General features: G+C 59.3%; 11 protein-coding genes and 1 pseudogene. 7 read left to right on the top strand and 5 right to left on the bottom strand.

From position 1 onward, the window contains the following. Positions 1-240 precede the first annotated feature (240 nt). The gene (gene ompR / locus C5F70_RS23335) at positions 241-981 is read left to right on the top strand and encodes a two-component system response regulator OmpR (RefSeq protein WP_003213175.1); all 741 of its coding nucleotides are present in this window, start codon (positions 241-243) and stop codon (positions 979-981) included. Positions 982-1,098: 117 nt separating this feature from the next. Continuing rightward, complete coding sequence (locus C5F70_RS23330; protein ID WP_017848574.1) at positions 1,099-2,412, top strand: ATP-binding protein; 1,314 nt, start codon at positions 1,099-1,101, stop codon at positions 2,410-2,412. A 97-nt stretch (positions 2,413-2,509) separates the two neighbouring features. On the opposite strand, the gene rimK is transcribed toward C5F70_RS23330, so the two are convergent. The 3 genes from rimK to C5F70_RS23315 all read right to left on the bottom strand — a co-directional run bounded on the left by rimK (position 2,510) and on the right by C5F70_RS23315 (position 4,687). After that, a complete protein-coding gene (rimK, locus tag C5F70_RS23325) occupies positions 2,510-3,415 on the bottom strand; it encodes a 30S ribosomal protein S6--L-glutamate ligase (protein WP_003213178.1) in 906 nt (301 codons plus the stop codon). Beyond that, on the bottom strand, positions 3,412-3,828 hold the full coding sequence (locus C5F70_RS23320) for an ATP-dependent zinc protease (RefSeq protein ID WP_231590053.1): 417 nt from the start codon (positions 3,826-3,828) through the stop codon (positions 3,412-3,414). Before C5F70_RS23320 ends, rimK begins: the two co-directional genes overlap by 4 nt. Before the next feature lie 79 nt (positions 3,829-3,907). Continuing rightward, complete coding sequence (locus C5F70_RS23315; RefSeq protein WP_046488753.1) at positions 3,908-4,687, bottom strand: EAL domain-containing protein; 780 nt, start codon at positions 4,685-4,687, stop codon at positions 3,908-3,910. Between the two features lie 116 nt (positions 4,688-4,803). Here C5F70_RS23315 and C5F70_RS23310 point away from each other — a divergent pair, with 116 nt between their 5' ends. Then, positions 4,804-5,211 carry an RNA-binding S4 domain-containing protein gene (locus C5F70_RS23310; protein WP_017848571.1) on the top strand — a complete coding sequence of 136 codons (408 nt, stop codon included), beginning with the start codon at positions 4,804-4,806 and terminating at the stop codon, positions 5,209-5,211. Positions 5,212-5,256: 45 nt separating this feature from the next. On the opposite strand, the pseudogene C5F70_RS23305 reads toward C5F70_RS23310, so the two are convergent. Then, positions 5,257-6,059 (bottom strand): annotated as a pseudogene (locus C5F70_RS23305) (phosphatase PAP2 family protein). A 126-nt stretch (positions 6,060-6,185) separates the two neighbouring features. On the opposite strand from C5F70_RS23305, the gene hslO reads away from it, so the two are divergent. After that, complete coding sequence (gene hslO / locus C5F70_RS23300) at positions 6,186-7,088, top strand: Hsp33 family molecular chaperone HslO (RefSeq protein WP_017848569.1); 903 nt, start codon at positions 6,186-6,188, stop codon at positions 7,086-7,088. Between the two features lie 179 nt (positions 7,089-7,267). Then, entirely contained in the window at positions 7,268-8,809 is a 1,542-nt protein-coding gene (locus tag C5F70_RS23295) for a phosphoenolpyruvate carboxykinase (RefSeq protein WP_017848568.1), read from the top strand. Positions 8,810-8,895: 86 nt separating this feature from the next. On the opposite strand, the gene C5F70_RS23290 is transcribed toward C5F70_RS23295, so the two are convergent. Then, positions 8,896-9,252, bottom strand: coding sequence for a DUF1493 family protein (locus tag C5F70_RS23290; RefSeq protein WP_017848567.1), 357 nt, complete (start codon positions 9,250-9,252; stop codon positions 8,896-8,898). Positions 9,253-10,113: 861 nt separating this feature from the next. On the opposite strand from C5F70_RS23290, the gene C5F70_RS23280 reads away from it, so the two are divergent. After that, positions 10,114-11,289, top strand: coding sequence for a tetratricopeptide repeat protein (locus C5F70_RS23280; RefSeq protein WP_017848566.1), 1,176 nt, complete (start codon positions 10,114-10,116; stop codon positions 11,287-11,289). A 286-nt stretch (positions 11,290-11,575) separates the two neighbouring features. Continuing rightward, positions 11,576-13,513 carry an ATP-dependent DNA helicase RecQ gene (locus C5F70_RS23275; protein WP_104904123.1) on the top strand — a complete coding sequence of 646 codons (1,938 nt, stop codon included), beginning with the start codon at positions 11,576-11,578 and terminating at the stop codon, positions 13,511-13,513. Positions 13,514-13,532: the final 19 nt, after the last annotated feature.

The raw sequence follows: 13,532 nt of genomic DNA, 5'->3' as shown, positions 1-13,532 counted from the left end.
TCGAAATCGTAAAAATCACGACAAGCGGGTGAAAAAAAGCCCGGCAGTAAACGGTAACGATCTGACGTTGCCCTGCACGAAGGCGCCGCATTATAACCAGCGTTCTGTCCTTGGGGGGACTGCGCCACAGGTTGTAGGGCGTGGGTTCGCTGGCAGTAGAGGAAAAATCTGCTAACAATGCACACGGTGCGTATAACGGCAGCTAGGCCATAATGCGCGCCGAGATAAGAGGAGCATCCAATGAGCAGCACTGCACAAACTGCTGAAGGCGAAAAAATTCTCATCGTTGATGACGATCCGGGGCTGAGCAGCCTGCTGGAGCGTTTTTTCAACTCCAAGGGTTATCGTGCCCGCGCGGTGCCAAACACCGAGCAGATGGACCGCCTGTTGGGGCGGGAAGTGTTCAACCTGGTCGTGCTCGACCTGATGCTACCCGGCGAAGACGGCCTCACCGCCTGCAAACGCCTGCGCGGCGCGAACAACCAGATTCCGATCATCATGCTCACCGCCAAGGGCGATGAGCTGAGCCGCATCAAGGGCCTCGAACTGGGCGCTGATGACTACCTGGCCAAACCGTTCAACCCGGACGAGCTGATGGCGCGGGTCAAGGCCGTATTGCGTCGCCAGGCGGCGCCGGTGCCGGGCGCACCGGGCAGTGAAGACGAAAGCGTCACCTTCGGCGATTACGAACTGTCATTGGCCACCCGTGAGCTCAAGCGTGGCGATGAAGTCCACATGCTCACCACCGGCGAGTTCGCCGTGCTCAAGGCGCTGGTGATGAACGCGCGCCAGCCGCTGACCCGCGACAAACTGATGAACCTGGCCCGTGGTCGGGAATGGGACGCTCTGGAGCGCTCCATCGACGTGCAGATCTCCCGTCTGCGCCGAATGATCGAGCCGGACCCGTCCAAGCCGCGTTATATCCAGACGGTGTGGGGCGTGGGGTATGTGTTTGTGCCGGATGGCACTGCAACCAAGTGACCGATGATTTGCAGGGGCGGGCATCCTGGCGTTTGGCTCCATGAGGGGCGACGGGATGTCCGGCGTCTGCAATTCTGCGAGCGCCGCTCGTTCCTGCAAGGTGTCTAGCTGTCTCCTATGAAAACCCCGCTGTGGTTCCCGCAAAGTTTCTTCTCCCGCACCCTTTGGCTGGTGCTCATCGTCGTTCTGTTTTCCAAGGCACTCACGCTGGTTTATCTGTTGATGAACGAAGACGTGCTGGTGGATCGGCAATACAGCCACGGTGTCGCCCTGACCTTGCGCGCCTATTGGGCGGCCGACCCCGAGAACCGCGAGAAAATCGCCAAGGCGGCCACACTGGTGCGCGTGGCGGGTGCAGGTGTGCCGGAAGGCGAGCAGCATTGGCCCTACAGTGAGATTTACCAGCGCCAGATGCAGGCGGAATTGGGCGACGACACCGAAGTACGGCTGCGTATGCATGTGTCGCCCGCGCTGTGGGTGCGCGCGCCGAGCCTGGGGGAAGATTGGCTGAAGGTGCCGCTGTATCCGCACCCTTTGCGAGGGCAGAAGATCTGGAATGTACTGGGCTGGTTCCTGGCTATCGGCTTGCTTTCGACGGCGTCTGCGTGGATTTTCGTGCGCCAGCTCAATCAACCGCTTAAGCGCCTGGTGTTCGCCGCCCGCCAGCTGGGACAGGGGCGCAGTGTGCGCCTGCCGGTCAGCGACACGCCCAGCGAGATGACCGAGGTCTACAGCGCGTTCAACCAGATGGCCGAGGACGTCGAACAGGCCGGGCGCGAGCGCGAGCTGATGCTTGCGGGCGTGTCCCATGACTTGCGCACGCCATTGACGCGTTTGCGGCTGTCCCTGGAGCTGATGGGCAACCATACCGATCTCACGGACGACATGGTGCGTGATATCGAGGACATGGACGCGATTCTCGACCAGTTCCTGGCCTTTATCCGCGATGGTCGCGACGAGGTGGTGGAAGTCGTCGACCTGACGGACCTGGTGCGCGAGGTGGTAGCGCCCTACAACCAGAATGGCGAGCAGGTGCGGATGCGCCTGGAGCCGATCCAGCCGTTTGCGTTGCGTCGGGTCTCGATGAAGCGCCTGCTGAACAACCTGATCGGCAACGCCTTGCACCACGCCGGTTCGGATGTGGAAGTGGCGGCGTATGTCTCCGGTGACAGTGCTGCGCCCTATGTGGTGCTGAGCGTGATGGATCGCGGGGCCGGTATCGACCCGGCCGAGCTGGAAGGCATCTTCAACCCCTTCACCCGTGGCGACCGTGCTCGGGGTGGCAAGGGCACCGGTTTGGGGCTGGCGATTGTGCGGCGGATTGCCTCGATGCATGGCGGCAATGTTGAGCTGCGCAACCGCGAGGGCGGCGGGCTGGAAGCGCGGGTGCGCTTGCCGTTGGGTTTGATGTTGCCCCGAGACGCGGTGTAGCTGCAGCGGCAAGCTGCACGTTTAGAGCTGCAAGAGAAAAACAAACGGCTTCTGCCCGTCTCTTGCAGCCTGAAGCTTCAAGCTGAAGACTGCTCCTCTAGCCCTTGCCCTTGGTCCGGGTCATGTTCGGCCCGCCACTCTTTTCCAGATGCTGAATGATGATCCCCGCCACATCCTTGCCGGTGGTGGTCTCGATGCCTTCCAGGCCAGGTGATGAATTGACTTCCATCACCAGCGGGCCATGGTTGGAACGCAGGATGTCCACACCCGCCACGCTCAACCCCATGACCTTGGCCGCCCGTAGCGCGGTCATGCGCTCTTCGGGGGTGATCTTGATCAGGCTGGCGCTGCCGCCACGGTGCAGGTTGGAGCGGAATTCCCCAGGCTTGGCCTGGCGTTTCATCGCGGCAATCACCTTGTCGCCGACCACGAAGCAGCGGATATCCGCACCGCCGGCTTCCTTGATGTATTCCTGCACCATGATGTTCTGCTTGAGGCCCATGAATGCCTCGATCACCGACTCCGCCGCCGTGGCGGTTTCGCACAGCACCACGCCGATGCCCTGGGTGCCTTCCAGCACCTTGATCACCAGCGGCGCGCCGTTGACCATTTCGATCAGGTCGGGAATGTCGTCGGGGGAGTGGGCAAAGCCGGTGACCGGCAGGCCGATGCCCCGGCGCGACAGCAATTGCAGCGAGCGCAGCTTGTCCCGCGAGCGCGCGATCGCGACGGATTCATTCAGCGGGGAGACGCCCATCATTTCAAACTGGCGCAACACCGCGCAGCCATAAAAGGTCACCGAGGCGCCGATACGCGGGATCACCGCATCAAAGCCTTCCAGTGGTTTGCCGCGGTAATGGATCTGCGGCTTATGGCTGGCAATGTTCATATAGGCACGCAACGTGTCGATCACCACCATTTCGTGGCCACGTTCGGTGCCGGCCTCGACCAGGCGGCGGGTGGAATACAGACGCGGGTTTCGCGACAGCACAGCAATCTTCATGCAGCACCTGGGGCAGAAATAGTGGAGACCGGGAACACCGGCTTGTCTTGAACGTATTTGACGCCGGGATTGACCACCAACTGGCCGTCAATCAGCGCCTTGGAACCGAGGAGCAGGCGGTAGCGCATGGCCTTGCGGCAGGCGAGGGTGAACTCCACCCGCCATACCCGGTCGCCCAGCGCCAGGGTGGTGCTGATCACATAGCGCACCTGCGCATGACCATTGGAGCTCTTGATGGTTTTCATCGCCACCAGCGGCGCTTCGCAGCGGCGGTGACGCAACTGCACAACGCTGCCCAGGTGTGCGGTAAAGCGCACCCATTTCTCACCGTCGCGCTCAAAGGGTTCGATATCGGTGGCGTGCAGGCTCGAAGTGCTGGCACCGGTGTCGATCTTCGCGCGCAGGCCTGCCACTCCCAAGTCGGGAAGTGCCACCCACTCACGCAGACCGACAACGGTCAAATGGTCAAATGTCTTCAATATGGGGAACCGGTCAATTCGCCCAGGCTTGAGGGGAAACCTCGGCCAGCGCGTTGAATGCGGGCTTGGCGAACCAGTAGCCCTGCATCAGAAATATTCCACAGTCGGACAGGAAGTCGCGCTCACCGGCACTTTCAATGCCTTCAGCGATGACAGTAACGCCCAACTGCTCACAGATTGTGACAATCCCCTGGACGATGACCTGGCGGACACGATCCTGGTCGACATCGCGAATCAGCGCCATGTCGAGTTTGATCAAGTCAGGTTGGAAATCGGCCAGCAGGTTCAGCCCCGAATAGCCCGCGCCGAAATCGTCGATGGCAGTTTTGAAGCCGAATTCGCGGTATTCACGCAGAATATTCGTCAAATGGCGATGGTTATCTATGTGTTCGCTTTCCAGTGTCTCGAAAATCAGCTGGTCAAGCGGAAAATTGTGCGTGCGGGCGGCCTCCAGGGTGCTGCGAATGCACAGCTCGGGTCGATACACCGCGTTGGGCATGAAATTGATGGAAAGACAGGTTTGCATCCCCAGGGCGGCGGCGCCGGCGATTGCCTGAGTACGGCAACGCTGGTCGAAACGGTAGCGGTTGCTATCGTTGACCTGGGCCAGCACCGACAACGCCCCTTCGCCCTGTGAACCCCGCACCAAGGCTTCGTGGGCAAAAACCGAATGGTCGCGAAGGTCTACGATCGGTTGGTAGGCGAATGCAAAATCAAAACCCAAGGGCTCGCTTTGCTGGCAGCCCACGCAATGCTGGTTGGACGAGGTGAGTGAAGTCGGGAAGTCGGTCACAGGGTATCCTCGCGAAAACAGGGGGCTACCTGGCGTATCTTAGGTGAGCCTTGGGGTTTATGCGTCGAAGGGTTTCAACAGTAAAGTTGCGACATTTTTCAGAACGAGGAATTCAAGTGGCTCAGAAGCAGGCAGAGGAAGAAAAAATCCGTTTGGACAAATGGCTGTGGGCGGCGCGTTTCTATAAGACCCGTGCCTTGGCCAAGGCCGCTATCGAGAGTGGCAAGGTGCATCATCGCGGCGAACGCTGCAAGCCGGGCAAAGAGCCGCGCGTGGGTGATGAGTTGCAGATTCGCATAGGGTTTGACGAAAAAACTGTCGTGGTCCAGGCGCTTTCCAGCGTGCGCCGTGGCGCGCCCGAAGCGCAGGCGCTGTATGCCGAGACCGAAGCCAGCGTCGCCAAGCGCGAAAACGCAGCGGCGATGCGTAAGGCCGGCGCCACAGGCATGACCACCGATGGCAAGCCGAGCAAGAAGCAGCGCCGCGACCTGTTCAAGTTTCGCGGCAGCGGTAATGACGATTGATCGCGCACATCGTCAGCGCAAAGCAGATTGATAGATGTGGGAGCGTCAGCAGGATGCGCGCATGACGCTCAATCGCCCGATCACCGGCAGCTTGGCGAGTAACCCGAACACTGGCGCGGTCAGCCGTAGCAACACCTGCGACACCTTTGCCGCAAACGGTGTGTAATAGCCCCATCCCAATGCCAGCAGTGCCAGCAACACTCCGCCGATATAATCGTCCTGCGCCCAATGTGCGCCCGCCACCAGCCGCGGCATCATGAACAACAACGCCAGGCCCCAGATCACCAGCACCTGGCCCAGCCGCTGGGCGAATACCGTCATGAACATTCCCCAGATCAGCAGCACCGAAGCGTGATCCCCAGGGAAACTCTGGCTCGAACGGTCTTTCAACTCCCAGGTTTTCTCCAGCCCCGGGAAATAGTCGCTCATCTGAATCGCGCCGCTGAGCACCATCGAAGGGCTGCTGTGTTGCCAACCCATCTGCGCCGCGAGTTTGGAAAACAGCATGCGGATAAACAGCAACAGCAGCAGAATCCCGAAGAAGCCAAGAAACGCCTGGCGCACCTGCGCCGCCTTGAACACCCAATCGCCGCGAATCAACAGCGTCAGCAGAATCACGCCGACCACCGCATCAAACGGCCGCAGGCTGGCCGCGGCCCACACATGCAGCCAGGTCGGATTGCTCGCCAGGGGGCATTGAACAGGTGAAACAGCCACTCGTCGAAAAACACGCATAGCATCTGGCCTGCGGGCCACAGCCAAAAACACAGCAGCCCGAATGCGAGTAGATTGCAAAAAGCCCATCGCCGGAGGTTCCACTTGGCTTGGAACAAACCCGGATTGTTCATAAACTGTCCCTCTTTGCTCTATATAAGCTCTCTGTTTTCCGGAGAAAGTCGCACTAAAATGGTGCGAAAGCGTTCAATCTTATAAATATTGTAATAATTTTGTCATCAATTCAGATACCCAGACCTATGACTGATTTACCGGATACCGACTTCACCCAACGCTTCATCTTCGACGAGAACGACGCCCGCGGCGAACTGGTCTCGTTGGAGCGCAGCTATGCCGAAGTCCTCGCCAAGCACCCCTATCCGGAGCCGGTCGCGCAACTGCTCGGTGAATTGATGGCGGCGGCGGCGCTGTTGGTCGGCACCATGAAATTCGACGGGTTGCTGATCCTGCAGGCGCGGTCCGAAGGTCCGGTCCCGTTGCTGATGATCGAGTGCTCCAGCGAGCGTGAGATCCGTGGCCTGGCCCGGTATGAGGCTGACCTGATCGCCCCGGACGCGACCCTGGCCGACCTGATGCCCAACGGCGTGCTGGCGCTCACCGTCGACCCGACCGACGGCCAGCGTTACCAGGGCATCGTCGACCTCGACGGCGAAAACCTGTCGGACTGCTTCACCAACTATTTCGTTATGTCCCAGCAGATCGGCACGCGCTTCTGGCTCAACGCCGACGGCAAGCGCGCCCGTGGCCTGTTGCTGCAACAGCTGCCCGCCGACCGCATCAAGGACGACGACGAACGCGCCGAAAGCTGGCGCAACCTCACCGCCCTGGCTGGCACCCTGACCGCTGAAGAATTGCTGGCCCTGGACAACGAAACCATCCTGCATCGCCTGTACCACGAAGAGACTGTGCGCCTGTTCGACGCGCAGGGCTTGCGCTTCCATTGCAGTTGCTCTCGCGAGCGTTCGGCGAACGCGCTGGTCAGTCTCGGCCTGGAAGATGCGCAAAATCTGGTGGTGGAACACGGTGGTCAGATCGAAATCGACTGCCAGTTCTGCAACCAGCGCTACCTGTTCGACGCCGCCGATATCGCCCAATTGTTCGCCGGCGCCGGTATCGGTACCCCCTCAGATACCCGCCACTAAAACGTTTAAGCACAGGTAAATCACCTGACAAATGCCGGATTAGCGCTGTTCTGACGGGAGGGCCCTACTTTTTTTGGGCTTTTCTGGCATAATCCGGCCCACTTTTTTCGCGGTAGTAGTGCGCAACTTTCTACTACAAAACGTTTGGAGCACTCGGCCACAGGCCGACGGGGAACCTCATGACGCAAGCCAATAACGCCGTATACACCGATCTGAGTGTTGACGATCTGGTCAAAGAAGCCCTGCAGCGCGGTGAAGGCGTGCTTGCCGATACTGGCGCACTGGTCGTAGAAACCGGTCACCGTACCGGCCGTTCGCCAGTCGACCGTTTCATCGTTGAAGAGCCTTCGACCCAGGACGCCATTGCCTGGGGCCCGATCAACCGCAAGTTCCCGGCCGACAAGTTCGATGCCTTGTGGGCTCGCGTCGAGGCGTTCAACAACGCGCAAGAACATTTTGTTTCCCACGTGCATGTAGGGGCCTCCGAAGACCACTACCTGGCCGTGAAGATGACCACCCAGACTGCCTGGCATAACCTGTTCGGTCGTTGCCTGTTCATCAACCCGGCCCAGTACAACCCGGCCGGCCGTGACGAGTGGCAAGTGCTCAACGTGGCCAACTTCGAGTGCGTGCCTGAGCGTGACGGCACCAACTCCGACGGTTGCGTGATTCTCAACTTCGCCCAGAAAAAAGTGCTGATCGCCGGCATGCTTTACGCTGGTGAAATGAAGAAAGCCATGTTCTCGGTGCAGAACTTCCTGCTGCCGGCCGCCGACGTACTGCCGATGCACTGCGCCGCCAACATTGGCGAAGCAGGCGACGTGACCCTGTTCTTCGGCCTGTCCGGCACCGGCAAGACCACCCTGTCCGCCGACGAAAGCCGTTACCTGATCGGTGACGACGAACACGGCTGGGGCAAGGGCGTGGTGTTCAACATCGAAGGCGGTTGCTATGCCAAGTGCATCGACCTGTCGGAGAAGAACGAGCCGGTTATCTGGAAAGCCATCAAGCACGGCGCGGTGCTGGAAAACGTCGTCATCGACGAGGCCAAGCATGCCGACTACAGCGATGTCAGCCTGACCCAGAACAGCCGTGCCGCCTACCCGCTCGAGCACGTGGCCAAGCGTTCCGAGAAGAACCTCGGCGGCGAGCCAAACGCTGTGATCTTCCTGACCTGCGACCTGACCGGCGTACTGCCGCCTGTGTCGATCCTCAGCGAAGAACAAGCGGCCTACCACTTCCTGTCCGGCTACACCGCACTGGTGGGCTCGACTGAAATGGGTTCGGGCAGCGGCATCAAGTCGACCTTCTCGACTTGCTTCGGTGCGCCATTCTTCCCACGCCCGGCCGGCGAATACGCCGAGCTGCTGATCAAGCGCATCCGCGGCTTCGGCTCCAAGGTCTACCTGGTCAACACCGGCTGGACCGGCGGCGGCTACGGCGTCGGCCAACGCTTCAACATCCCGACCACCCGCGGCGTGATCGCAGCGATCCAGAGCGGCGCGTTGATCGGCGTTGAAACGCAACACCTCGACACCATCAACCTGGACGTGCCATTGGCTGTACCGGGTGTTGAGACCGGCCTGTTGAACCCACGTAACACCTGGGCTGACAAGGCTGCCTACGACGAAGCGGCGAAGGCGCTGGCGGGTCTGTTCATCGAGAACTTCAAGAAGTTTGACGTGAGCGATGCGATCAAGGCAGCGGGTCCGAAGTTGTAAGATTCGGTCGTTGTGAAAAAGCCGCCCCTTGTGGGCGGCTTTTTTGTGCGCGAACGGTCAGTTGGCGCCTGCCGCTGTTTTGTCGGTTAGCTCAAGTTTTCCAGCGTCTGCGTGTCCCAGCTGTGGGTTTTGATCGCCAGGTAAAGCATGCCGATAGTCAGCGGCACCTTTTCGCCACGCCCCTTGGCCCGCCGCTTGAGGAACACATCAAACACCGGTGGGTTGAAGTAACGATAAGTGTCGTAGTCGCCCAGATCGAGGGCGAATTCCTGTTCCAGCGCTTCCATGAGTTGCTTGGCTTCGCTGCCGTCGCAGCCCAGGTCGAAGTTGAGTGAGGTCTGCAGGCGAATGGTCTTGTGTTTGGGCAGGCCGATTTCTTCGTGCAGCAGTTGCAGGAGTTGCTGCATGACCGGGTCTTCGGGGAAGTTGGGGGCGAGGTTCATGGTGGGAGCACGCAGGAGTGGGTGAGGGGGACGGTCGCGTTTGAGGCGAAATTTGTTTCGGGTGATGAAGAGTGCCAAGCCTATCAAGAACAGGGCTAGAGGAAGGAGTTGAATGCTAAGGATGATGGCGACGTAGGGTAGCCAGAACAAAAGGACTAACCCAGTTACGACGAAGGTAACGGCGAAACGCTTTCTTAGCGTGCAGTCGGTGATTTTGTAGTAAAGCGATAAATAGAAGGCAAGAAATAGCGCCGTCTGTAGGTAAAGCCATTGATTATGGTTCATTTGAATACACGTGCATTGAGATGCTTGAGCGCTGAGGGTCTATGCCACCGCTCGCCTGAGCATCGAGGCCGATGATGATGTCTGCGCTATGCAAGTTGCAGGGTTTGCGAGATATCAAATCGCTGAGCGCTTGCTTGCCGTTAGGCTTTACGGTGGAGCGAATCACGGAGAGCGTGACGCCGTAATGACCGATGTATTGAGTCCTTTCTAAATTCACGGGCTTTTGCCGAAATAGTTGAGAGGACGCTATTTTCGGTCAGCCGCAGGTCACTTCTATAGAGGGCCAAGCGGGTGTTTGAAGCGGTTTAGGAAGAGGATTACGCTGTATTTGACGGTTTCTTACAGATGCTTCCGGCATTTTTTATTTCGCCGGGACTTGCCGGGTAAAACCAATCAATTGTGGGCGTTGCGCTTGCCCGTCGTCCGAGGCGAAGGCTGATCTTGGCGTAGTACCAAGTGCTCGATAAAACCACATCACATTCTGTAGAAAAATTCTGCCAGCGCTCTGAATTCAGCGTATGTTTCACCGCGAAATCTTACAGGGCGATTCCGCCTACTACTTAAAGGGAGTTAAGCATGGGTTTGCTTCGTGTCGCTTCGGCGATGTCATTGTGTGCAGTGGCTTTTTCGATCCAGGCCGAGCAGTTGCCGATCGAGGTGCTCAGTGCGGTGGTCAAGGACCAGAAAATCGCCGACGCCGAAGTCCTGCTGCAACGTAACGGCGCACAGAACGTAGTGGGCCGCACCAACGCCCAAGGCCAGGTGACCCTCACCAGCGAAGCGGCCGATGATGCCAGCAACCTGTTGATCATCAAGAAGCCCGGCTATTCCAACCTGGTAGTGAAGTGCCCCTGTGCCGGCATGACCTACGCCATCAGCCCGGTGATGGAAAACCTCGACGGCCTGCGTGTGGTGCTGACCTGGGGCAAGACCCCGCGCGACCTCGACTCGCATATGATTTTCCCCGGCAATAACATCTTCTTCCGTAACAAAAAGGGCACCGACGCTGAGTTGGATGTGGACGACACCGACAGCTATGGCCCGGAAACCATTACCCTGCAGAAGAAGCACTACGGCGAAAGCTACGTGTATGCCGTGCATGACTACTCCAACAGTGGTTATCCAAACTCGAACGAGTTGTCCAACAGTGAGGCCAAGGTGTTTGTGTACATGGGACAATCCCTGGTACGCACCTACTACGTGCCGCAGAACCGCGCTGGCAACCTGTGGACCGTGTTCCGCATGACCGGTAGTGGCGACTTCCAGGACATCAACACGTTCACCGGTGTGAGAGTCGGTGCCGAAGACGTACTCAATGAGGTCAAGCCGCTGCTGGACGACAGCGTGGCTGTCACCGCAGTGGCTGTCAGCTCGTCGGTACAAGCGGATGCGAAGAAGCTGAACCTGAAGGGCGAAGCAGCCTACCAGGCAGGTAACCTGGACCAGGCCATCGACCTGTTCCGTCAGGCCATCGACCTGGACAATAGCTTCGGCAAAGCCTACGGCAACCTGGGCCTGGCGTATCAGAAGGCCGGCAACACCGCCGAGTCGATCTGGGCCAACCGCAAGGCCATCGCCCTGGCGAACGGTGCCACTGCCGCGACCGTGCGTGCCGGCGCCTACTACAACATTGCGCGGATCTACGAAGCGGCGGGGCAGTTCGCGGATGCGTTGCGTCACTACCAGTTGGCCAAGGAACAGAAGGCCAATCCGGTGTATGACACGGCGATCGAGCGTGTGCAGAACCGCTGATTTAGCTGTAGGGCCGTTCTAAGGTGTGGGAAGGAGGTTGCTCCCGATGGCGGTAATTCAGTCGGTTAATTTCTGACTGATACACTGCCATCGGGAGCAATCCCCTTCCCACATTTGGTTTGTGATGTTCCTACTTACACAGTCGAACTTGTCACATTTGGCCCAAGGCCATTGCCCCATCCTGTGTATCATCCTGTCTCTTTTTTCCTTGCGACCTATCTCGATTCGCTGAGCGTCCCAGGCTATGTTTTTGAGCCACCTTCAGCGGTCAATGGAGTGACAGCTTATGCACGACACCCTCCAGCAGGTCTTTGGTTATCCACAATTTCGTTTGGGCCAGGAAGCCGCAGTCAGCGCCGTGCTGGCCGGTCGTTCGGCGGCAGCGATTTTTCCGACCGGGTCGGGCAAGTCCCTGTGTTACCAGCTGTCGGCGGTGTTGCTACCGCACCTGACGCTGGTGGTATCGCCGTTGCTGGCGCTGATGCAGGACCAGTTGGGTTTCCTGCAACGCCATGGCATCTCGGCCGGCAGTATCGATTCGGCGCAAAGCCGCGATGAGGCCAATGAGGTGATGGCGCGCGCGCGCTCGGGCGAGTTGAAAATCCTGATGATTTCCGTGGAGCGCTTGAAGAACGAGCGCTTTCGCAACTTCCTGCAGAGCGTGCCCATTTCATTGCTGGTGGTGGATGAGGCGCACTGTATTTCCGAGTGGGGCCACAACTTCCGTCCGGATTATTTGAAGCTGCCGGACTACCAGCATCAGTTCAATATCCCACAAGCGCTGCTGCTGACGGCTACAGCGACGCCCAAGGTGATTGCCGACATGCAGGCCAAGTTCGCCATTGCGCCTGACGACGTGATCACCACGGGCTTCTACCGGCCGAACCTCAACCTGTTGGTAGAGCCGGTGAGCGGCGCGGACAAGCGTCGGCGGCTGGTGCAATGGATGAACGAGCGGCCCGGCCAGCCGAGCATCGTCTACGTTACCTTGCAGAAAACCGCCGAGCAGATCGCCGAGCACCTGAATCGCCATGGCATCCAGGCCGAGGCGTATCACGCCGGCTTGCCCCACGATAAACGCGAGGGCATCCAGCAGCGTTTCATGGGTGGGCGCTCCAATTGCATCGTCGCCACCATCGCGTTTGGCATGGGCATCGACAAGAGCGATATCCGCAACGTGGTGCATTTCGACCTGCCCAAATCCATCGAAAACTACAGCCAGGAAATCGGCCGCGCCGGGCGTGATGGGCAACCCTCGGATTGCCTGGTGCTCGCCAACCGCGACAGCCTCAATGTGCTGGAAAACTTCGTGTACGGCGACACGCCCGAGCAGGAGGGCATTCGCCGTGTGCTGGACGAGTTGCAGGCCGCGCGAGGGGACGGGCAGTGGGAGTTTCTGCTGCGCTCGCTGTCGGACCACAGCAACATCCGCGAGCTGCCCCTCAAGACGCTGCTGGTGCAGTTGGAACTCAAAGGCGTGATTGCGCCGCGCTACGCGTTTTACGCCGAATACCGGTTCAAGTACCTGATCGAGCCTGAGGCCTTGTTGGCGCGGTTTTCCGGGGAGCGGCAGGCGTTTGTCGCAGCGATCGTCCAGGTGTGCAAACGGGCCAAGACCTGGGCGACGGTGGATTTCGACACGCTTTATCAACAGCACCAGGCCGAGCGCAATCGCGTGGTGAAAGCACTGGATTACTTCCAGGAGCAGGGCCTGATCGAGCTGGAAAGCAAGCAGATGACGGAGGTCTACAGCCTGCTGAATACCGATTTCGATCCGCAGGTGTTGAGCGCCGAGTTATACACAGGCTTCAAGCAACACGAGGTCACGGAAGTGGCGCGGATTCACGCCATGCTCGACCTGTTCGCCACCGAACACTGCCTGGGCCAGCGCCTGGCCCGCTATTTCGGTGATGAACATGCACCGCAGCGCTGCGGGCATTGTTCGGTGTGCCACGGCCATGTCGCGCATTTGCCGGCGCCGCCGAGCCTGGCGCCGCTTGTGGATAAAAACTTCATGGGGCTGTGCGGTGATTTTATCCACAGGCATCATGAGTACTGCGGCCAACTGCCCGGCGCCGAACGGCTGACGCGGTTCCTGGGCGGTATCAGCGTGCCGCTGTTCACCAAATTGAAGGCACGCGGCATCCCTGGTTTTGCTGCGCTGGAGGACTACCCCTACGCCGAGGTACGCGAGTGGGCCGAAATCCATTTGAATAACCTGTAAACCCACTTTGACGAGACGC

Source organism: Pseudomonas sp. LH1G9 (assembly GCF_002949975.1).
GTDB lineage: Bacteria > Pseudomonadota > Gammaproteobacteria > Pseudomonadales > Pseudomonadaceae > Aquipseudomonas > Aquipseudomonas veronii.
This window is presented reverse-complemented; position numbering and strand designations above follow the sequence as displayed.